Source organism: Candidatus Methanoperedens sp., assembly GCA_027460535.1.
Classification (GTDB): Archaea; Halobacteriota; Methanosarcinia; order Methanosarcinales; family Methanoperedenaceae; genus Methanoperedens.
Map to the genome: position 1 here is coordinate 1 of JAPZAR010000034.1, position 20,623 is coordinate 20,623.

At 42.6% G+C, this 20,623-nt stretch carries 29 protein-coding genes and 1 tRNA gene; 10 read left to right on the plus strand and 20 right to left on the minus strand.

The features are described 5' to 3' along the window. From O8C65_15010 to hisI, 3 genes are all read right to left on the minus strand, one after another. Positions 1-133 (minus strand): hypothetical protein (locus tag O8C65_15010; protein MCZ7358228.1); only part of this gene is annotated, 133 nt, incomplete at its 3' end. A gap of 23 nt (positions 134-156) precedes the next feature. Continuing rightward, a complete protein-coding gene (locus tag O8C65_15015; GenBank protein MCZ7358229.1) occupies positions 157-369 on the minus strand; it encodes a TRAM domain-containing protein in 213 nt (70 codons plus the stop codon). Between the two features lie 282 nt (positions 370-651). Beyond that, positions 652-1,017 (minus strand): phosphoribosyl-AMP cyclohydrolase, encoded by a 366-nt coding sequence (gene hisI, locus O8C65_15020; GenBank protein ID MCZ7358230.1) that lies wholly within the window; start codon positions 1,015-1,017, stop codon positions 652-654. A gap of 148 nt (positions 1,018-1,165) precedes the next feature. Here hisI and O8C65_15025 point away from each other — a divergent pair, with 148 nt between their 5' ends. Beyond that, complete coding sequence (locus O8C65_15025; GenBank protein ID MCZ7358231.1) at positions 1,166-1,507, plus strand: DUF996 domain-containing protein; 342 nt, start codon at positions 1,166-1,168, stop codon at positions 1,505-1,507. A gap of 7 nt (positions 1,508-1,514) precedes the next feature. On the opposite strand, the gene O8C65_15030 is transcribed toward O8C65_15025, so the two are convergent. From O8C65_15030 to O8C65_15060, 7 genes are all read right to left on the minus strand, one after another. Next, the gene (locus O8C65_15030) at positions 1,515-2,672 is read right to left on the minus strand and encodes an aconitase X catalytic domain-containing protein (GenBank protein MCZ7358232.1); all 1,158 of its coding nucleotides are present in this window, start codon (positions 2,670-2,672) and stop codon (positions 1,515-1,517) included. A 100-nt stretch (positions 2,673-2,772) separates the two neighbouring features. Beyond that, positions 2,773-3,123 carry a DUF86 domain-containing protein gene (locus tag O8C65_15035; GenBank protein MCZ7358233.1) on the minus strand — a complete coding sequence of 117 codons (351 nt, stop codon included), beginning with the start codon at positions 3,121-3,123 and terminating at the stop codon, positions 2,773-2,775. Next, positions 3,107-3,427 (minus strand): nucleotidyltransferase family protein, encoded by a 321-nt coding sequence (locus O8C65_15040; GenBank protein ID MCZ7358234.1) that lies wholly within the window; start codon positions 3,425-3,427, stop codon positions 3,107-3,109. Before O8C65_15040 ends, O8C65_15035 begins: the two co-directional genes overlap by 17 nt. A gap of 100 nt (positions 3,428-3,527) precedes the next feature. Continuing rightward, positions 3,528-4,325 carry a hypothetical protein gene (locus O8C65_15045; GenBank protein MCZ7358235.1) on the minus strand — a complete coding sequence of 266 codons (798 nt, stop codon included), beginning with the start codon at positions 4,323-4,325 and terminating at the stop codon, positions 3,528-3,530. 62 nt (positions 4,326-4,387) lie between these two features. Continuing rightward, the gene (locus O8C65_15050; protein MCZ7358236.1) at positions 4,388-5,653 is read right to left on the minus strand and encodes a UbiD family decarboxylase; all 1,266 of its coding nucleotides are present in this window, start codon (positions 5,651-5,653) and stop codon (positions 4,388-4,390) included. Beyond that, positions 5,650-6,213, minus strand: a complete 564-nt coding sequence (locus O8C65_15055; protein MCZ7358237.1) for a UbiX family flavin prenyltransferase — start codon at positions 6,211-6,213, stop codon at positions 5,650-5,652. Before O8C65_15055 ends, O8C65_15050 begins: the two co-directional genes overlap by 4 nt. Positions 6,214-6,484: 271 nt before the next feature. Next, on the minus strand, positions 6,485-6,688 hold the full coding sequence (locus tag O8C65_15060) for a hypothetical protein (GenBank protein ID MCZ7358238.1): 204 nt from the start codon (positions 6,686-6,688) through the stop codon (positions 6,485-6,487). Between the two features lie 79 nt (positions 6,689-6,767). On the opposite strand from O8C65_15060, the gene O8C65_15065 reads away from it, so the two are divergent. From O8C65_15065 to O8C65_15080, 4 genes are all read left to right on the plus strand, one after another. Continuing rightward, positions 6,768-8,087 carry a signal recognition particle protein Srp54 gene (locus O8C65_15065; protein ID MCZ7358239.1) on the plus strand — a complete coding sequence of 440 codons (1,320 nt, stop codon included), beginning with the start codon at positions 6,768-6,770 and terminating at the stop codon, positions 8,085-8,087. 79 nt (positions 8,088-8,166) lie between these two features. Beyond that, positions 8,167-9,342 carry a cell division protein FtsZ gene (ftsZ, locus tag O8C65_15070; protein ID MCZ7358240.1) on the plus strand — a complete coding sequence of 392 codons (1,176 nt, stop codon included), beginning with the start codon at positions 8,167-8,169 and terminating at the stop codon, positions 9,340-9,342. A 169-nt stretch (positions 9,343-9,511) separates the two neighbouring features. Beyond that, on the plus strand, positions 9,512-10,552 hold the full coding sequence (locus tag O8C65_15075; GenBank protein ID MCZ7358241.1) for a U32 family peptidase: 1,041 nt from the start codon (positions 9,512-9,514) through the stop codon (positions 10,550-10,552). Next, positions 10,549-10,932 carry a DUF5402 family protein gene (locus O8C65_15080; protein MCZ7358242.1) on the plus strand — a complete coding sequence of 128 codons (384 nt, stop codon included), beginning with the start codon at positions 10,549-10,551 and terminating at the stop codon, positions 10,930-10,932. The genes O8C65_15075 and O8C65_15080 overlap by 4 nt, the downstream gene beginning before the upstream one ends. Positions 10,933-10,987: 55 nt before the next feature. Here O8C65_15080 and O8C65_15085 read toward each other — a convergent pair whose 3' ends face one another. Further along, on the minus strand, positions 10,988-12,199 hold the full coding sequence (locus O8C65_15085; protein MCZ7358243.1) for a hypothetical protein: 1,212 nt from the start codon (positions 12,197-12,199) through the stop codon (positions 10,988-10,990). 95 nt (positions 12,200-12,294) lie between these two features. Here O8C65_15085 and O8C65_15090 point away from each other — a divergent pair, with 95 nt between their 5' ends. From O8C65_15090 to O8C65_15100, 3 genes are all read left to right on the plus strand, one after another. Then, positions 12,295-12,672 carry a hypothetical protein gene (locus O8C65_15090; protein MCZ7358244.1) on the plus strand — a complete coding sequence of 126 codons (378 nt, stop codon included), beginning with the start codon at positions 12,295-12,297 and terminating at the stop codon, positions 12,670-12,672. A gap of 18 nt (positions 12,673-12,690) precedes the next feature. Continuing rightward, positions 12,691-13,251: a TMEM165/GDT1 family protein gene (locus O8C65_15095; GenBank protein MCZ7358245.1), complete on the plus strand. Its 561-nt coding sequence runs from the start codon at positions 12,691-12,693 to the stop codon at positions 13,249-13,251. An 87-nt stretch (positions 13,252-13,338) separates the two neighbouring features. After that, positions 13,339-13,494, plus strand: coding sequence for a rubredoxin (locus tag O8C65_15100; GenBank protein MCZ7358246.1), 156 nt, complete (start codon positions 13,339-13,341; stop codon positions 13,492-13,494). Positions 13,495-13,516: 22 nt separating this feature from the next. Here O8C65_15100 and O8C65_15105 read toward each other — a convergent pair whose 3' ends face one another. Then, positions 13,517-14,263 (minus strand): biotin/lipoate A/B protein ligase family protein, encoded by a 747-nt coding sequence (locus O8C65_15105; GenBank protein MCZ7358247.1) that lies wholly within the window; start codon positions 14,261-14,263, stop codon positions 13,517-13,519. Further along, positions 14,260-14,541, minus strand: coding sequence for a hypothetical protein (locus O8C65_15110; protein MCZ7358248.1), 282 nt, complete (start codon positions 14,539-14,541; stop codon positions 14,260-14,262). The genes O8C65_15105 and O8C65_15110 overlap by 4 nt, the downstream gene beginning before the upstream one ends. Positions 14,542-14,603: 62 nt before the next feature. Between O8C65_15110 and O8C65_15115 the strand changes: the two genes are divergently transcribed. Further along, on the plus strand, positions 14,604-15,266 hold the full coding sequence (locus O8C65_15115) for a YkgJ family cysteine cluster protein (GenBank protein ID MCZ7358249.1): 663 nt from the start codon (positions 14,604-14,606) through the stop codon (positions 15,264-15,266). Here the strand turns inward: O8C65_15115 and O8C65_15120 are convergent. The 4 genes from O8C65_15120 to O8C65_15135 all read right to left on the minus strand — a co-directional run bounded on the left by O8C65_15120 (position 15,256) and on the right by O8C65_15135 (position 16,149). After that, the gene (locus O8C65_15120) at positions 15,256-15,462 is read right to left on the minus strand and encodes a UPF0175 family protein (protein MCZ7358250.1); all 207 of its coding nucleotides are present in this window, start codon (positions 15,460-15,462) and stop codon (positions 15,256-15,258) included. The two genes, O8C65_15115 and O8C65_15120, sit on opposite strands and share 11 nt — an antisense overlap. Positions 15,463-15,469: 7 nt before the next feature. Next, positions 15,470-15,688, minus strand: a complete 219-nt coding sequence (locus tag O8C65_15125) for a hypothetical protein (GenBank protein ID MCZ7358251.1) — start codon at positions 15,686-15,688, stop codon at positions 15,470-15,472. Between the two features lie 84 nt (positions 15,689-15,772). Further along, positions 15,773-15,847, minus strand: a tRNA-Pro gene (locus O8C65_15130). A gap of 56 nt (positions 15,848-15,903) precedes the next feature. Next, positions 15,904-16,149 carry a hypothetical protein gene (locus O8C65_15135; protein MCZ7358252.1) on the minus strand — a complete coding sequence of 82 codons (246 nt, stop codon included), beginning with the start codon at positions 16,147-16,149 and terminating at the stop codon, positions 15,904-15,906. Between the two features lie 102 nt (positions 16,150-16,251). Here O8C65_15135 and O8C65_15140 point away from each other — a divergent pair, with 102 nt between their 5' ends. Continuing rightward, on the plus strand, positions 16,252-16,395 hold the full coding sequence (locus O8C65_15140) for a hypothetical protein (GenBank protein ID MCZ7358253.1): 144 nt from the start codon (positions 16,252-16,254) through the stop codon (positions 16,393-16,395). On the opposite strand, the gene O8C65_15145 is transcribed toward O8C65_15140, so the two are convergent. The 3 genes from O8C65_15145 to O8C65_15155 all read right to left on the minus strand — a co-directional run bounded on the left by O8C65_15145 (position 16,396) and on the right by O8C65_15155 (position 20,538). Continuing rightward, a complete protein-coding gene (locus O8C65_15145; GenBank protein MCZ7358254.1) occupies positions 16,396-16,887 on the minus strand; it encodes a hypothetical protein in 492 nt (163 codons plus the stop codon). A gap of 297 nt (positions 16,888-17,184) precedes the next feature. Next, complete coding sequence (locus O8C65_15150) at positions 17,185-17,985, minus strand: hypothetical protein (protein MCZ7358255.1); 801 nt, start codon at positions 17,983-17,985, stop codon at positions 17,185-17,187. A 267-nt stretch (positions 17,986-18,252) separates the two neighbouring features. Then, complete coding sequence (locus O8C65_15155; protein MCZ7358256.1) at positions 18,253-20,538, minus strand: DEAD/DEAH box helicase; 2,286 nt, start codon at positions 20,536-20,538, stop codon at positions 18,253-18,255. Positions 20,539-20,623: the final 85 nt, after the last annotated feature.

Below are 20,623 nucleotides of genomic sequence, written 5' to 3' on the forward strand. Positions count from 1 at the left end.
CGGATGGCTGGAAAGGTACTTCAGTTTCCTGACCGCAGTCTGCGCAAGTTGCTTTGTGCATCTCTCTTGGACCGCTTGGCCTGAAACCGCCGCCTCTTCCGCCTCGGAAGCCGCCTCTTCTATCGTCGCCCATATTTATATATCTCCTTAGTTCCTTTAATTCGCTTCATCAAGCGCTGCGATTGCGAATTTTCGCATTACACGCTCAATTTTGATCTTGACTTTGTCGCCAACTTTCGTGCCGGGCACAAAAATCACAAAGCCCTGGATGCGCGCGATACCATCTCCTTCTCTGGCGATGCCCTCGATTGTGACGTCGTGGACTCCACCTGTAGAGACTGGAGCATTTTTATCTTCTTCTGTAAACAATTTATTTCCTCTGTTCATTTAATCAATCAACTAAAAAAAGCACACACAGACACGGGATAATCCCAGGCTCTATTAGTTACTTAATAAGCCAACTGACAGGACCTAAGAACAATCTATTTGTATATAAATTCTTGCCCGGGCCGTTGGATAAGATTTTAAAAAATTTCGAAAACCGTGGATAGCTGGATAATGGACAGCGTTTCCATATTTTTAAGATACTGATCTCCCATCCCATGCCTGCCCATCCCTCCTTTCAACAATAAATATTGTTTTTCTTTCTCATTATTTTCCGTAAACCTCATCAGGATCAAATAATTTTTCACCAATTACCTTACCTTCGATCGTCCTGTAGAAACACGACCTGTAGCCTGTATGGCACGCGCCGCCAATCTGCTCCACTTTAAGAAGAACCGCATCTGCATCGCAATCTATCAGTATTTCATGCACGATCTGTTCATGACCAGAACTCTCTCCTTTCTTCCAGAGTTTGCGCCTGGATCTGCTCCAGTAGAATGCTCTTTTTGTCTCTATGGTCTTGTTGAGCGCCTCTTCATCCATGTACGCTACCATGAGAACCTCGCCTGTCTCATAATCCTGGGCAATTGCTGTGATCAGACCGTCTTCAAATTTTAAATCCCTGGTGTTCATATACCACTCTGGATAATCTGAAAGCTTAATAATTTATCCAAAACTTCGCTGTCATAACGGTAATTTAAATATAATTTTTCAAAATTTAAGAATGAACGAAACCCTTAAAGCAGATTGATAACAATTTATTTTAATAGAGTGACGTGGAATGAAATCTCTGTCCCAGGCCAAGAATCTAGGCGGCATAGGTTCTATACTTATTCTACTGTTTATAGTTCCGTATGCGGGTATTATCTTCAGTGTAGCCGGATTTATCCTCGTCCTTGTGGCGGTTAAAGATATTTCAGATGCGTTAGCCGACAAATCCATTTTTAACAACATGATCAACGCTGTTATTCTGTCCATAATAGGAATTGTGGCCGGGTTCGTGATCATGCTCGCAAGCCTTTTCCCGTTTTTCAGAGAAATTTCGTTGCCATTCGATTCGTCCGGCAATCCTCAGACTGTAGCATTCTTCTCGATACCTGATGATATCTCACAATCTTCGTAGTGCTGCCTTAATCTTTCAGCGCCGCAGCTATACAATCTTCGGTACTTGCCAGCATACTCTTAACGCCGCAAAGATTAGGCACATACTTAAGTGCCTTTCCCGAATTTACCATAATGCATTTGAACCTTTCACTTGCGGGAGAGACGACCATGCAGGTATCGCAAAAAACCTTTGCACCGCTTTTCTCAAGGCGCTTTATCAATTCCGGATGCCTTTTCTTCATTGCGCGCGAGGTGCAGATCCATACCTCTTTTTTCACTTTTTTCCCGTTCAAGAGACTTTCTAGACGCTCAAGCTCTTCAATACTGCTGTGGGGGCATCCGAAGGCTATCAAATCCGGATTGCCGGATGAATAGACCTCTTTAATCTGTCTTTCCTCGATAACGATACTCTCGCCGGGAGACCCGTACTTGCCGGCCTCTGGTGTCACCCCCTTAACATGGTATATTGCCACGGAACCGGAGGCTGCCATCGCAGCCCCAAGGGATTTAAGCTCATCTTTTGTTGGGTGGGATACGAGTTCGAAGAGCGGTACTTTATCTGCGACCATCTCGCCGATGATATAGCCCAGGGCTCCGTAATCCGAATCATGAAGGCTTGCCTTCACCCTGATCAAAACATCTGGTTTTCTATTCTCGTCCAGGTGAAAACCGTAATTCGGCGTCTTCCCTATCAACGCTGCAGAAAGCGCACTCGGTCCCCCTTCCCTGTTGGTGCGCGCCCCGATAACGGAATTGGCGTATGAGATAGCCGAGGATTCACTCCATGCCACGTGGTCGCCAAATGATGCAAGGTTATCAAAGATTTGATATGGGGTGCAGGAGCATTCGGTTCTAACCCCGAGCGCCTCATAAGCCCTGATAATTTCCTCTTGCTTTTCTGCAAAGTCCTCGCTTATACCCATCTCTTTCCAGCATTCCAGATCCATCCCGGCAGGATTCAGGATCGAAGGCACGGCGACTTTTCCCTTCAAATCCGATATCCACTCAAGACCTGCGTCGCCTATGGTCTTGTACGAAACACCGGCGATCTGTGCGCTTTTAATGGGGATAAGCCTGTCCGCGCCGTAAATATTGCCGAGTGCCGCGAGAATCTCAATGGCCTTCTGGTATGTGGGGCCGTGCTCTCCATCGAGAAGCTTTTCTTCGTCAGTCGTGAGGTACATCTAAACCTCCAGCCTATATTTTGGGTAATTCGGATCGAATATAATTGGTTTTTTCGTACGTTCTCCCATTAAGAGATTGATTATGAACATTTTCAACATTTCATCTGCCGATTTTCATTTCAAAAAGAAGTGCCTGAGTATTATTTTTCAAATCTGGAAGCTTGTTTGTTGTTACATCCCATACGATCTCAAAATTTATTCCAAAATATTCATGCGTTAGAATATCTCTTAATCCAGCTATCTTTTTCCATTCGATGTCCTGTTTTTTATGCTTAATCTCATCAGGAATATTCTTGACAGCCTCACCAATTACTTCCAGATTTTTCAAAACGCCATCCTGTATTAATTCATCTTTAAGGAAGTCCTCATAAGACATATTCTGGGTATATTTTTCAATTTTACGGATCGCCTCAAGAATATCTTTAAGATATGCCTCATACGTGCGCTGCATATTTCACGCTCCCGAGAATATATGGCTTTAAATCCGGTTTGATTGCATCATGCATCACGAGATCAACCTTGCATTTGAACAGGTCTTCTAAGAAGAATTTTAAGTCCATGTAATTGTCAAATGTTGTTTTGCCTATTTCAAATTCTACAAGGATGTCTATATCACTTGTGGGTTTTTGTTCGTTTTTGATGTATGAACCGAATAATCCGATTCTTTTTACGCCGTATTTTTTAATTTTGGCTTTATTTTCTTCGAGTTTTGATAAGATATTTTTATAAGTTAACATTTTAATTTCCATTTCCATAGGAAAATCATTCTATTGTGTCTGATCCATCCTGTTTTCGCGAAGATAATTGTTATGTGCTTTGCAATTTTTCACCAGAGGACATCATCTGCGTTAGTGTTTACTTCCCAAATTGGTTTACATATTCCTTCTTGTCCTGTTTTCCAATCCATATAACTTCTAAACGCTGGTATAATAAGCTTCCATATATCCCACAGATTTTTATAGATTGATTATTATTTGTCAAAGTTGATTCCAAGTAAGTAAAAATTCTATCGACGAATAAACCAGTTTCTTTCAAATGGTTACCGTGGAATTTTACCACATCATCTATTAGAATGGCATTGCCGTTTGATTTTGTTGTGTATCCAGATTTATCACTAAAGTAACAAATGGTATCGCCAGGCACTCTTAATCCAGATGAAAAATGACACGATTCGGTTCTTATGTCATTCAAAGATTTATAGGTGGTATAACTCATTATAATTCTGGTTAATGGTCCTGGGAGAGCATAAGTTTCAACTCTTGCGATTAATTTAGACATTGTTTCAGGCAAATTTTTCTTTGGGAAGATGTTCATGAGGATTTTTGCGATATGATCATTAATACTATAAAATTCATTCAGAATTGCTTCAAAAATAGCTGTCATCAATTTCGAATGTACTGGATTAACAAATCCTTCCCTTTCTAAGATTTCCTTTTCTTCAAGCTGAATTTTTCCAATCTCGTTAAAGTGCTTCCACAAAAGATCTATCTTTTCAAAGCGTGATTCGATTGAATGCAGTAATGAAAATGTCTGATAACTAATTGAATATTCATCATTATTAAAAACACGAAATCGTGTTAACGAAGACCAGTTTGAAGGAGAATAATATAACAAAAATTTTCCTTTTGGTTTGTTTTCTTTTTCATTTGGCATTTTTTCACATCATGAACTTTATCTTTCTCTTTTCTTTTCAGTTTGGTCTTTTTAGACAGTGTTCATATGCTTTTTATCTCCGGCCTCTTCGCCCTCTCGAACTTCCACTTCTTGCTCAGATCCATCGTGGCATCTATACCTACCTTTGTCCCGATGCCGTTTTCTGAACGTGGATCAAGCGTGCTTCCCCTCACTTCGGGGTAAATGTATATGTCCTCATCGCCCTTAACGCGGGTCGCGATCGCGAACTCGATATCATTAGGGTCGAAAATATCAATGTCATCATCCACCACAACAACGTGTTTTAAGCTCTTGTGAACCGCGAACGCGGCATCAATGGCTTTCTTTGCCTCTTCGTCATTGTTCTTATGGATCTGCACGGCTGCATGGAAATAGCAGCATCCTCCCGGGGTGAGGACCACGTTCCTGACATCAGACACTTTTTTTATTTCTGAGTATATCAAAGGCTCATAAGGAACCCCCATGAGAATATGATGCTCGCCTCCTGCAGGCAGGAGAGCATGATAAATGGGATCATGTCTGCACATCATTTTTGTGAGATAGATGACGGGCTGTTTCCTGATGATATCAAAGGTACCGCTGATATCTACAAACGGTCCTTCATCCGCAAGTTCAGTAGGATGTATATATCCTTCGAGCACGATCTCGGCGTGAGGCACTTTGATGCCGTTCTCGCACTTAAATAACTCGATAGGTCTGCCCGAGAGGGCTGAGGCGTAATTGAATTCCTTTCCCTCCGGCACGCGCGTTGAGACCGCGAACAAAGTCACTGGATCGATGCCTATGACGATGGCGACTGGAAGCGCTTCGCCCTTCTCAGATGCTTTCCTGTAAAGGTTGTAGGTATGGCGAAATTCAACAAGGCGCGCGGCGAGTTTGTCCTTACCTATAACCCTTAACCTGTGGATGGAGGCATTCATCACTCCATCGTATTCGGAAACAATGACACCGGAGGTGATGTAAGGGGCCCCGTCACCTTCAAAATGGGTAAGTATGGGAAGCTTCGAGAGGTCGGGTTCTTCTACAACCTCTCTTGCAGGCGAATCATGAACAATCTTTATTTTTCCATCCATATCGCGTGAAGAAAGGTATCTTATTATATTCTCGGGGGAAACACCCAGTGCGTTCGCAAGCAATTCCCTTGAACCGAGAAGATTCATTATGACCTTTGAGCCATTGACATTGGTAAACAGGGTCGGCTCCTTCCCGACTGAGGCCGAAACCTCAAAGTGCGGGGAGAGGGGTTTACTGACCTCCGTAATTTTCTCTTCCGATCTCAGCTGCTCTATGAATCCCCTGAAACTCATTCACGCCACCGTCTGTACAGGTTATGCTCGATTGCCAGGAGATCCAGGGCACGACCCGCCATGAAATCAATGATATCATCAATAGACTTAGGTTTTGGATAAAATGCCGGACAAGCTGCAAGGATTGATGCCCCCGCTTTTGCCGCCCTTCCCATGTTCTCGATATGGATCAAATTGAGGGGTGTTTCCCTTACCATCAGTACAAGAGGATGTTTTTCTTTCAGGCACACATCGGCTGCCCTTGATATCAGCGTATCAGACATCCCGATCGCTATCGAAGCCAGAGTCTTCGTGCTGCACGGCGCCACTATCATGCCTCTTGACCTGTGAGAGCCGCTCGCTATGGGGGCAGTAAAATCATCATCGTCGTAAACATTATTGCTCAATTTCTCTACCTCTTGCATTGAAAAATCAGTTTCGATCTGAATGAGTTTTTTTGCAGATTCTGAGATGACCAGATGCGTCTCAAATTCTTTCATGTCTTTTAGAACTTCAAGAAGTCTTATGCCATACTGTACTCCCGAGGCACCGCTAATGCCTATAATTATCTCATTATTCATGCAGTATAGTTGGTTTATTTGTTTGAATAGTTTTTGTCAAGCGATTGAATAGAATTAAATAATACCATTTCAATTACTTGGCATGTATCAGGTATTATATGATATTGCCCTGCGTTTTGGTATTGGTCTCATCCTGGGCGTTTCACTCCTGATATTAATTACTATAGTTGAGACGGCCTTCTATAATCAAAGTAAACAGATACATTTGGCCGTTATCATTATACTTCTAGCGCTTATCATTTACGCCCTCGGGGATATCGCCATTGACATCTTACACATTTGATTTTTTCCTTCGGAATCTCCCGAAAATTTTTTTTAATCGGCTTTTCTTGGCACTTCTGACTTTGATCCTTAGATTTCCCCGTTTTGAGTTTATAACCATCTTGAACATTGTATCATCAGGACAAGAATCAAGAAAACTCTTGATTTCCCCGGCTGCGGTTTCCTTATTAATTCCTGTAAACTCTATGCTCATACCCCTTCAACTACCATTGGAATAAATATATATCCTTCTATTCCATACTAGAGCACGAATATCAAGGACAGCAGACTGTATGGTACTGGATAAACTGGGCGATTCCCTTCAGGGCGCATTGAAAAAACTTGTCGGAGCGGGCAGGATTGATGAGAAGATAGTGGACGAGGCGGTCAAGGATATCCAGCGCGCGTTGCTCCAGGCCGATGTGAATGTCAGGCTCGTGATGACATTATCCCAGAAGATAAAGCAGCGATCTCTGAAAGAAGAGCCACCAAGCGGAATGAACCCCAGGGAGCATGTCATTCGTATCGTTTATCAGGAATTGATCAACATCCTCGGCAAAACATCAAATGTAAAGCTTGCCCCGCAGACTATAATGATGGTGGGCCTGCAGGGAAGCGGAAAAACAACAACCACAGCGAAACTCGCCAGGTATTTTCAGAGGAAAGGATTAAGGACGGCTGTGGTCTGTGCTGATACGTTCAGACCGGGAGCATACGACCAGCTAAAAACATTGTGCGACCGTATGGGAATCTTTTTTTACGGAGAAAAGGATGTCAAGGATGCTATAGCTATAACGCAGCGAGGGTTGAAGGCTATTGAGAAATTTGATGTCAAAATAATAGATACGGCAGGAAGGCACGCCCTTGAGAAAGATTTGATAAAAGAAATGGAGGAGATCCACAATATTGCAAAGCCAGACCATAAGCTCCTGGTTATCGATGCTGCCATGGGGCAGCTTGCAAGCGACCAGGCGGCAGCATTTAACAAGTCTATCGGAATAACAGGCGTGGTCATAACAAAACTCGACGGCACAGCTAAAGGAGGCGGTGCAATGTCCGCGGTCTCGGAGACCGATTCCGCAATTGCTTTTATCGGGATAGGTGAGACATCGGAAGACCTCGAAAAGTTCGAAGCGGACAGGTTCATTTCACGGCTTCTTGGAATGGGTGATATCAAATCACTTATCGAGAGAGCAGAAGAGACCCTGAAAAGTGAGGACTTGGATGTGGAAAAGATGCTCAAGGGGAGATTTACCCTGATGGATATGTATAAACAAATGGAAGCAGTGAACAAGATGGGTCCTTTAAAACAGGTAATGCAAATGCTTCCAATGGGCAAGCTAGGGGTAAATGTGACCGAAGACATGTATAATGTGACTCAAGAAAAAATGAAAAGATACAAGTATATAATGGACTCAATGACCGATAAGGAACTTGAGGAACCAAAACATATTAACAGTTCCCGGATCATACGGATAGCCCGCGGTTCGGGTACGAAATACGAGGAGGTACGAGAACTTCTGAAATATCATAAAACAATGCAAAAAGCCTTAAGAGGCATGATGGGCAACAAATTTAATTTACAAAAAATGATGAAAAAATTTGGAATGTAGTCATGAAGACTTGAAAAAAACTATATAGCAAAACAACTATTAAAATACATAAGCCGTAATTTCGCGAAGGAGGCTTAAAATGGTCACAGATTTAAAAGCATTTGCAAAAACAGCAAAACCATCTGTTGCTGTAGTCGGGCTTGGTGGTGCTGGTTGTAATATTACGACATGGATCGCAGAAAAAGGAATAACTGGCGGCAGGATTATTGCAGCCAATACGGATGTTAACCATCTTTATGTCCAGAAAGCAGACAAATTGGTTCTTCTTGGAGAAAAACTGTGCAAAGGACATGGATGCGGGGGCTTTCCCGAAATGGGAGCCCAGGCGACGAGAGAAAATGTTAATGAATTAAAAGCTGAGCTAGAAGGTGCAAATCTTGTATTCCTTGTAGCAGGATTGGGCGGTGGTACAGGTACAGGCGCCATGCCGGTAGCTGCTGAAATCACACGCGAACTGGGGGCTCTGACAATAGGATGCGTGACAATTCCATTCACTATTGAGATGGCAAGAAGAGAGAAAGCAAGAGAAGCCATTGAACTTCTGGCCAAATCCTGCGATTCGGTAGTTATAATAGATAACTCGAAATTAAGAGAAGTAGCAGGAAACCTCCCATTAAAAGAGGCACTCAATGTTGCGAACGCACTTGTGGGAGCTTTTGTAAAGAATCTTACGGACACAATCACACAGCCAAGCCTTGTTAACCTTGACTATGCAGATCTTCGTGCAGTAATGGAACGTGGCGGGGTATCATCTATAGGGATAGGCGAAGCAGACGGGCAGAACAGGGTTGAGAAAGCAGTTGCGCAGGCTATCAGCACACCGTTGCTTGATGTCCAGGATATATCCGAAAGCTATGGCGTGCTAGTGCACATCGTGGGCGGCGAAGACCTGACATTGGAAGAGGTCGCAGTCGCGGGCGAACTGATAATGGACAAAGTGCCCAATACCAAGAGGATCATCTGGGGCGCGAAAGTGGACAACACGCTGACAGGTGCGGTCAGGGTAATGGCAGTGCTGACAGGCGTTGAGAGCCCGTTCGTATCGGGAAAAGTGAAGGAAGTTGTGGTGGAGGCGCCGCCGGAACCCGAGATAGTAAGGCCAAAGGTGGAGCCTCCAAGGCCGAAGCCGGTTGTTAAAGTGGAACCACCGAAAGCGGAGACAAAGAAGGAAGAGAAGGGCACCAATTATATCTGGATCGTAGTTATCCTGATAATAATATTGATCCTGCTCTGGTATTTCACGAGGACCGGTTGAGGAACTGTCTTTCAAAATGGGCAAAAGATAGGTTATTCCGGTCAAAACCGGAAACCTTTTCTATCTTTTTCATAAAGGATTTTTTGGCTTAATTTTTCTTAGTTCATCTTAGTTATATTGTTCGCTTTCCTGCAAAACATTTATCAGGATTGCAAATAACAGGGAAATCATGAAGCTATTTGTTCCCTCGCCCGGGCACATCAGCAGCCTAAAAGAGCTATTGAAAGAAAAAGACAAGATATATTCCATATTCATGGCGGGATCTTCTGATTACATAGGAACGGGACGAAGCAACCTTGCCTCGCCCCAGCTCGAGGATATCAGGGCTCAGACCGAATACGCACACAAACACGGGGTCAAAATGGAACTGGTATTGAACTCAAGCTGCATGGGCGGACGCCAGCTCACGCCTGAAGGTTTCAGGATAAATCACTGGTATGTTGAGAAATTGGTGGATATCGGGATTGACTCAATAGTTGTTGCTGATCCTTATCTCGTGGAGACGATTTCAAGGGATTTCGATGTTGATGTGGTGGTCTCGGTACTTGCTTTCGTTGATTCACCGCAGAAAGCTGAATTTTATGAGGACCTTGGAGCAAAATCGATAGTCATAGATTCAAATGTTAACAGGCATTTCGATGTGCTCCACGCCATCCGGGATTCTGTGGATTGCGAATTAAAACTTCTTGTGAATGAGGGATGCCTTTACCGCTGTCCCTTCAGATATGCCCACTTTAATTTCTTTTCGCATGCTTTCGGTCCAGAGCCGCGGCCAAATGTGCTGGATGATTACTATTACTATAAATGCCTGGAATTGAGGATCACAAACCCTGAACTGATAATCAAATCCCCCTGGATCAGACCGGAAGATATCAAGCTTTACAGGGATATTACTGACGTTTACAAGATAGGAGGGAGAACCCATTTTGTGGAGTGGATCCTGAACTGCGTGAATGCATATCATAGCGAAAGTTATGATGGGAACCTGATGGATTTGCTGGACTGTCCCAAGGATTTAAAAGACCTGTTCTACATACCCAATAAAAGCCTTGATGGGGTCTTAGAGAAGCAGTGGAAAACCTGCAAAAAAGTATGCAATAAATGCGGCTATTGCAAAGTTCTTACAAAGAAGGTCACACAGGTATATGATAAAGGTGGGACAGAGCTTGAAACCCTTACACCCTGGGAAACATTCGCGGTGAAAGCATGAGTACATCGGAACTTTTGAAAAACAGAGCTATGTTTGAAGAGAAATTGAGGAAATTGATCGGCAGGCCCATACTTTTGATAGAGCTTGATATGTTTGCGCTGCCCTGTGGGTGTGCCGGGATAACCGCGAACACAAGAGGGCTTGAGGTGGACGACCTTGAGGTGTTCGAGCCGCAGCTTTTGCCATATCTGCGGGAAATGGCGGCAAACCTTGAAGTTAAACCAACGGCGACATTCGCGCGCATCGTGCCGGGAAGTTCGATTGTGGCTTCGCTCAACTGGCGCACGCTCTGTACAAGGTGCTATCCAGATTTTGCACGAGGTGAGGGGAAGATGCCGAGACCTGATTTGTATCTGCTGCAGTTTGAGAGAAGGAAATAATTTTCTGCCTCCGGAATTACCTATAATGCATAATAATGAATGGAACTTATGAATATCATGCAGAAGGTTTTGATTGTTTGTGATAAAGCTTGTTTATATCTTGGGCAACTACTTCTAAAGCACGGGCACTTGGGTGTAATATTGGTGCAACTTCGAGATGTGATAAGCTATCTCGATAACTAATTCCAAATTCAAACATATTTTTATCCAGTTTTGTAATAATTTCTTTATTTACAAGCCAGTCGAGAAGTTCGTTCATTGAACAAGGAAATTTATCTCCATTGACTCTTATCTGTTCGCAACTCCAGTTCTTTTTCTTCTTGAAACCAAATTCTTGAATTTTTCTGTATGTTGGAGGGTCAATTTCAATTGATTCTTCCTTCTTATTAGTCAAAATAGCTCTGCCACCAAGCCACTCATTGTATTTATTCTTAATAGCCGATTCTAAAGCCAAGTATACATAATGGTTTGAGACTGTGAAAAAGCAGTACCTAAAGTAGCCGAATATATACAGATATTTAGCGCAGCTGAAAACTCTCCTAACAGATTCTGGAACTGTTGGAATCAATTGGATGTCAGCGACATGTGACTGAAGGTCTTCGAGAGTCAGCTTGGAAGGTTTACCGTCTTTGTACTTAACAAAATGTTCGAAAATCTTATCTTTAGCTACAACTTCTAAAAACGGCAGGATGTTATCTCTTTTGAGACCGTAGAGAGTTTTAAAATCAATCTCATTTTCATTTTTAAATAGTTTTATTAAAGTGTCTTCTAGAATTAGGAAAATAACACTTAAGCTGTTAGCAAACTCATCTGGTCTTTTCAAAATATCAAACGGTGTAAGTTGTATATAAGAACGAGAGAAATCATCAAATGAAATTCCAACCATATTAAATTCCTTAGGTAGGTCTGAAACGCGCTCCGACTCATTCTTATTCAATCCAAATTTTTCTTGTAGAACTTGAACCAATGATACTCTATTTTCTACATCAAATTGTCCCATGAATTCCACGGGGTTATCTCCAAATTTAGTAAAATCATATTTTATCAAGTAGCAAGCTTCATCTTTTACATTCTTGTAAATGCTTGGGTCGATTTTTAGTTCTATACATTTTACAGCACATGGCAGTTTTGAGATAGCATTCCTTAAAGCCCTTTCATTTGGCGAAATTTCATCAATCTGGCTAAAACGATACCTCACCTCATAGGACTTTTTAAGCCTATTGAATGCTTCATGGAATACTGATTGCAATTCTACGTTACTATTCATAATTTGCTATCTGTGTATTTTATCAGATATAACGTATCTATCGATAAAGAGGAACAAATATAAGTTATATCAACTAATCAACCATCTTTACCTACATGCCAATAAACGTCCACCTGCGAAACGTCAATGAAAAGCTGTACAGGCTTTTCAAAAGCGCCGCTGCGAAAAGAAGCGTAAGCCTGAGCAAAGCCTTCGAGGAAGCCATCAGCGCATGGGTATCGCGTTCAGAAGAAGCATCTGAAAAGCAGGCGGAAAACGACATAACCTACAAAAAAATGAAAAAGCAGTTGGAAAAGCGGTTCTCCGGCAAGTGCGTGGTCATTGCAGACGGTAAATTCCTCGGAGCAGAAGACTCGCTGGAAAATGCATGGGCGCTGGCTTCTCATTATGAAAATGCGGTGGTGACAAGAATTACAAGAAAGCCCATGCGTGCAAAGATACTTGGGAGCTCCCTGAGAATGGCCCCTGCATAAAGAAAAGAAACAAATTTTATGGACATAACCCCTCTTCTGACAACCTTCGGTCTCATCGCGCTCGCGGAGTTCGGCGATAAAACCCAGCTCACGGTGATCGCATTATCTGCAGGATACGACAGAGTAAAAGTTTTCTCCGCAGTTATGCTTGCTTTCATATTTGTGACAGGGCTTGGGGTAATCTTTGGAAAAGCATTATATCAAATCGTGAATCCTGAAATGATAAGGATGGCAGCAGGTCTCCTGTTCGTGGCTTTTGGGATATGGATCTTTTTATCCAGAGATAAATGTGATGAAGCCAAGACCTTTCCGGTTAGAAATCCTTTTTTCTCAACGTTCAGCATGATTACCCTTGCCGAGATGGGGGATAAGACGCAGCTTTCCGCCATTACACTCTCGGCAAAATACGATTCACCGTATCTGGTTTTCATCGGAGCTGTCCTTGCCCTCGCATCCGTAAGCCTGCTGGGAATTATTCTTGGGAAAAAGCTGTGCGAAATAGCACCATTATCAAAAATAAAACTGGGCGCAGGGGCTTTATTTATATTCTTTGGATTGTTGTTTTTGGCCGGAGCCTGAAATTCTTCAAAGAATGACTCACCCTGGCTTCCTGGCATTACAGGAACCTTTTTGTTATTAAAGAATAGTTAATCGCGTGGTGAGTTAATGCAAAAATACCGATGCACGGTCTGCGGATACATATACGATCCCGAAATAGGAGACCCGCCGAGAGCCAACCCGGGAACTGCTTTTGAAGACCTGTCAGATGATTGGGTCTGCCCCGTATGTGGAGCGACCAAGGATATGTTCGAGAAGATATGAATTAAACTGCATAGTCTGACCATTATCTCAAATACATCCACTCATCGCCCCTGTATTTTTCACTGGCAAGCTCTTTAGCTCTATCTATCTCAATTTTGCTCCACCCGCCGAACTCCCAATCCTTCCCCTGCGTAAAAGCCTCAACAAGCGCCTCATAGACCTCCCTTTTCCCGGCATCGCAATGATTTACGATGCAAGTGACCCGCTCCTCCGCGTTCTGTATCATCTTATCGGTAATCTTCTGTTTGCTCACGTTCAGCACGCTGAACATGGTCGCAAGGTCAAGGTCATAAAGCAGAGTACCGTGCTGAAGCAATATCCCGCCCCGCCTTGTCTGAGCGCTCCCTGAAATTTTTTTGCCCCCTGCAAGGATATCGTTTATTGGGTTGAATTCTGCCGCGATACCCACCCGCTCAAGGCCTTTAACGAGCCAGCCGCAGATAATTCTATAAGACTCGATAATGTTCTTCGGGAACACAGTCGCCGGCACTATCACGCTGTATGTAATCTCCCCATAATGGTCGTGATATACCGCCCCGCCTCCTGTCCACCGCCGGATGCAGTCAACACCCAGTTCCCTGCACACATCGAGGTTCACCTCATCCCTGATGCTCTGGAAATAGCCGATAGAGACGGCGCTCGGTTCCCATGTGTAAAATCTTATGGTTGGAGGGGATGAGCCGCTCCTTATGCCTTCACTTACCGCCTCATCCAGCGCCATATTCTGGTAGGCATCATATGTTTCCAGCTCCACGACCCTCCACTTCATTGCAGCGCCTCTCTGATGACAAGGGCAAGTGATTCAGGACTGACACCTATCATCTGTACATCATTAGCCTCAGCGATCTCCTGGATTTTAGAAACAATGACCCCGACGCGGCTATTTTTTTTCATGCCGACCATGCTTGTCTCTATTTTTTCAAGCATATCCTCTGGATGCATGAAAAAATCGCCAGTGATCCTGAGCCTTTTGATATATTCATCGTATTCCACTTCCACTTTTACAAGCTTTCCTTCTTTGACCTTTTGCTTCGCAGATGAAATCATATTTCAGAATCATCTTTAGATTCTCAAAAGACTTTATATCTTAGGTCTCAAAATGTTTACCCATGGATACCGTCTCACTTCGGCGCAGGGTAGAACGGCTCATACATACACATTCTCGAACATATATCCCTGATATCCGTGATTCCGGCTTCTCCTGCGCACGCTGCGGATGGTGCTGCAGGGAGAATTTCATGATAAGGATAACGCAGGATATCCTGCGTCCCTCAAATGCCATCTCGATTTTCCCCGATGACGTCAGGAGGATAATGAAAGGAACCGGATTGCTGTGGGATGATGTGGCCCAGCCTGATATCTATTCCTGCCTGTCTGTTGGGGAAAACATGCTGGCGATCGGCTGGATACTGAGGCGCAATGATGCGGGAGACTGCATCTTCTACAGGAAAAACGCATGCACGATATACGAATGGCGCCCCATGATATGCAGGTGCTATCCGTTTTTTATGAATGAACGGGGGATCGAGGTCATGCGCTGCGAGGGGCTTGGCAATAAAATTATTGAACAGACCGCTCAGGAGATCGGGTATATTGTGAAGAGGTATGAGATAAAAAAGCTGCAAAGTTACATCAGTATTATGGAACAGATCGGGGATATGATGGATCTTGCCAATCTATGCTCACTTCCACAAGATTACCCTGGCAGTGTTCCCGTCTACGATGGAGAGTCGATAATAGCGGCGACTGTGGAACGCAAAGTTAAAGCGTGATTCTCGCATACTCAAGCGCTTTTTTCGCATCGTCGATATCGAGGTTGATTTGAATTTTATACTCTTTTAATAAGTCTATATATTCAGATATTGAAAGCCCCGCGATTTTCGCTCCAGGACCAAGACTGACTTTACCGCGTTCATAAAGCTCGATCGATTTCATTTTCCTGCCTTCATCAATCAGCTCCCGCAGCAATATGCTGTCACAAAGACAGCTCCTTTTTCAACTTATCCCATTGAACATTTTCTCCTTTAAAAGATTCTTTTTTCAATTGTTCAATCTCCTCAAGTTCTGATTTAGAAACTTCTTCCTTCGGTATGATTATGTCTTCGAAAGTCTCAAGTTTTTTTCTTACCCTTACTATTTCTTTATATACCATTGCCAGCGAGACTTCATTTTTAGAAGATGATATTTCGGTCATGTTCAATAATTGACTTTCAAACGTTAAATTGTTTTCTTCCAATAAAATCACGGCTTCATAGAACAGGAGGTACTAAAAATATTATGGGATAGCGCGGATTTGAACCGCGGTCTAAGCGTCCCAAACGCTCAAGGATGGACCAGGCTACCCTACTATCCCGTCGGGCGTCTAACTAACAGCCTGATAAGATAAAATCTTTACCCTCATTAAAGTAATTATTCACGACATTTTTCTTTCATGCCCTGCTTTATGCCCCACGATGCCCACATCAAACCCAGTATGGCTATCACTGCCAGAAGCACGACCAGGATAACGGCTATCTTTTGAAAAAGGCTGAATGAAGAAGCGAAGAATGCAACATAAATTATTGCAAAGATCAACCCGCCGAATAAAACTACTATGGATACAGCAACTCTTGGCGCAAGTCCCGGCGGCACTTCCCGGCTTTCATTTTGGTTCATATATTATGCACCTCCTGCCAATCGGATTTTTATGCAATATTATCCACCACTCTTGTACAATGAACATATTTCTAAAACAGTTTCGCTCCCCAATAAGATTATATGACGGCTGAAGGAGTAATAGTTTTCGATGTAGTTAGGGACCTTTCAAATATACAACAAACCGCAGATAAACGCAGATTTGTTGCTCTTCAGAAGCGGGAGATGCATATTACAAAAAATTATATGCAATTTTCAGTAATATAATCAGGACTCTGACGATGGCCTTTTTTCCCTCAGGCTTGCAATTGATTTTTCTATATTGGCTTTATATTCGTCTAAATAACGGACTTTGTTGATTGTACTTAAGGCTCTAATGCTTCTAATAAAACCTAACAAATAAAGTAATGTACTCATTATACCGATTACAAAGTTAAGAATTATTACAGAATACGAATTTAACATACCGATATAACTATATCCCAAAGTTGTTAATGCGCCAGCAAGAGAGAAAAATACCAAAACCTGCAAAATTGAAGTCGAAACCAAATATGATAACTCTTGGGAATTCGAATATTTAGATATTTCTTGAAGCTCTGACTCAAGTTCTTCTATTCTTGCTGTTGCACTACTTCTTGACCATGCAGCAATCCAATTTTTGACGATGGGTGTAACCAGGTTTCCAATTACAGATAGCAAAACCGCACCTAAGAGGGATATTGCCCAGTTAATTTGGTTTAATAAATCGAACAAAGCCATAATCTCTTCCTCGACATATGTATTACTTAAATTTCATATTAATAAACTTTTGGTTTCGATAACGAAGGAAAAGGAAAAAAGAAGAATGTACCTGCTTTTTATTGCAGTGCGCCCTATAGAAACGGTCTATTTCTGCAGATAGGTAATAGGATGCTTTGCATAATAAAATCCAACTGAGACCCTTTATGCGAAGAAGGAAAAGGAAAAAATGAGACCGTTTCAAATCGTGTGGTGAATTGAGACTATCTTTAAGAAATGAATATTAAAAAAAATTATACGCAATTTCAAATAATAGAGCTACTTCTTTATAGATGGAAATTTAAATTTTAATTGATTTATAATTGCATCATATGATACTTCATACTCTGTTCTATAATCCGCTGGGTGAGGAATTTTTCGATTAATAATAGGAATCTCAATATGAATATCAGTTTTTTCATTGTATGTATATTGATTAAAATAAGTTATATCTGTTATTGGTAATTTTAGAACATTTCCTATAAATAAACAGAAACCAAAGGGATAGTGAATAAATTCAGAAAGTAAATAAAATCCTCCATTTTCCCATAGGCCGACAATTCCAGAATTGAATAAAATGAGTTCAGTAGTAAGATACATATACACTGAAAAATCAAATGGAAAATTCTGTGAATCTTTTTGTAAAAGATAATCTTTCAAATCAGGATGAGCCAGTTGAAAATTATTTCCATTTCTTGAGCAAAATATCGCAATTACTTGCTTAAAGAAACGAAGAGGATGTACATCCTGTAGTATTATTTCAATAGGTTTTGGTTTTCCAAACATCCGATTATCTGATAAATTACCCCGCTTCATATTATTCGACAAAATCATAGTCCATTTTTTGTATTCTTCGCCATATAGATGACCTGTAATGTTATTACAGCTTGAACACAGACTATAATTTCCTACACCTTTTTGCTTTAGCTTACCTTTTTTAAAATATTTTCCTTCTGTGAGCAAAGGAAGCGCTTGAAACTCTTGTGACCGAAAAAAATTGAATGCCTTCTGCGGAGGCGTATGTTCAAATGATAGTTTACTTTGTTTTCCACAAATACAACATGTACCATGTTTGCTCATAGATAATTATCTCATTGACTTTGATATTCCTTGATGATAACAACCAACACTAATTGAAACGTCTCTATTCAAGAAATCGTTTCAATACATTTTGGTGAATACATAGCGTTTTTCGCATGATGTTTGGCCTGTGTGACAATATAGCTATAATAGCGATTTCTATCTTTTCAGGTTTCATTTTATCAATTCATGCTGAGGAGCTGATAAGTATAGCATTCCTAGCCGTTGAAGCACCGGTAAATATCTGAACCCTCATGCAGAAAAATATCATCCCTTGTACTCCCCGCTCACAACTTCCTTTATCCTGTCCGCTGTCTTTGGCCCCACAAGCCCGACCTCCATCAATTCCTCGCGCGATGCAGCCATGATTTTTTGCACACTTCCGAAATGAAGCAGCAAGTTCCTTGCCACCGCAGGCCCGATCTCAGGGAGCGAAGAGATAACGTATTCCTGTTGCTCCTTAAGCGTAAGCGATGTCTTCTTCCCGTGCAGGCTTATTTCTTTCTTTGTATCGCTCTGCTCCCTCTTTGCCATTATATGTATCAGCGCTGCAGTATCCTCCTCGTCCCTGCTGAAGATGATAGGCACCCCGAAATCAATGGCGATCGAGGCAAGCACCCCGCGTATTGAGTTGGGATGTATCTGCCTTGCAGTATAGAGCCCTTCGCCTTCAATTACGAGTACAGGCCTTTCAAATGTGCGCGCAAGGTCGGATATCTGCCCAAAAAGGTCCCTTCCATCCATCAGAGTACTCAGGAAATCTTCGGCTGTTTTTCTCTCGATACCGACGCGCTCACTTATCACATAGTCTCCAACTTCGAGCGTCTTCAAAACGATCTCAGCGCCAAGTTTTTCAAGCGTTCGTGCCACGCGGGAACGGATCTCCCTCTGGTCAACGAAAATTCTTATTGGGGAGTTCTCTGGTTGTATGCTCCCCGGGAAATCCAGAAGATTTTTTTGCCCACCAATATCATCTTTCAACTCATTCGAACTGGAGTCTTCTTTTTTTCTTGATTGGAGTTCAAAGTCGTAATCGAGGTCCTTCATAGCCCTCATCATATTTTTCTCTTTCCTGCTGCTTGTCCAGTGATACGCTTCATCCTTTGAACCTTTAGCCATCAGTATTACGACACGTCCGGCATGTTTTCGTCCAGTTCTTCCTTTTCGCTGAATGCTTCTGATCTCGGAAGGAACGGGTTCGAAAAAAACAACAAGATCGGTTGCCGGGATATCCAGCCCTTCCTCTGCCACGGAGGTAGCGACAAGGGTATTGTATTCCCCGTCCTTGAATTTTTGAATGATATCGACCTGCTGTTTCTGCGTCAGGCCGGTATCCTTGTATTTGCTTGCCTGTCCCACAAACCTCACGGGTTTTATTCCAGGCACTTCTTTAAGGGATTCTGAAACAAGTTCGGCGGTATCTCTGTAATTGGTGAAAACAATTACCCTTGATTGCGGGTTCTCAAGGATTTGCTTTTCAACTAATTCCCTGACAAGATTCAGCTTCGGATTATTGCCATTGCATCCCGAGAGGTGGTGCACTGCCTGGCGCATGCTCAGGTCTTCCATCAGACGCTTGGCAGCTTTGCTCCCGCTTCTTGATAGCGCTTCATTCTCAAGCCTCTCAAAATATTTGGAGAGCGCAGAGACTCCCTGCGTTTCCGCGATTTCTATTGCATGGCTGACCTTGAAGATCTCGGCAAGGAGCGAGATCCCCTGATATATTTTCTGGTCAGGGAAAGAACGAAGCTGGGACTGCATCTTTGCCTGGAGTTCCAGCATTTCCCTTTTCGATAATCTTTTCTGGTAGGGAGATATGAATTTAAGCTCATGTAATTTATTGAGTCTGTCAGAGAGGACTTTATCCATCAATTGTTTCAGTCCTTTGATCTCAACCGGAACCGGGACATATTTCCATTCGATATCCTTATCGAAGACATATGGTCTGACATCAGGGTCAGAATCCGTTCGCATCTCGACCGAAGTGATATGAAGGTTTGCACAGACTTCCTGTATCCTTGCAGGGTCGCTGCCCGGACTTGCGGTTATTCCCAGAACCAGTGGTTCCTTATTCTGCTGCGCATATTTCTCCGCAATGTAAACATACGAGTAATCGCCTGTTGCCCTGTGCGCTTCGTCAAAAATTATGCATGAGACATTTTCAAGGTTTATTTTCTTTCCCAGGATATCATTCTCAATGACCTGAGGGGTTGAAACCACTACCCTGGCATTTTCCCACATGGAGGATCGTTTCTCCGGCGGTGTGTTGCCGGTGAACAGGACTACTTCTTCCAGAGGTATATTGAGGGTATTTTTAAAAAAGGCGGCATGCTGTTCCACGAGAGGTTTTGTTGGGGAGAGAATAAGGACTTTTCCTCTGGAAAGCCGAGAGACTATTACAAGCAGGGCGATGATGGTTTTCCCGAGCCCCGTCGGAAGGACGATGAGAGTGGATTTATTTATGGCTTCCCCTGCAAGAGATAGCTGATATAATCTCTGCTCGACTGTAGCTGGCTTAATAAGAGGGTGATTAATATACTGCGTATCGCTCAAACAATGAATAAATATCCCATATGATTATAAATCTAATGTGTGCGGGGAGAAAGTAATAAAACAAGTAAGAAAACTTAATATATCC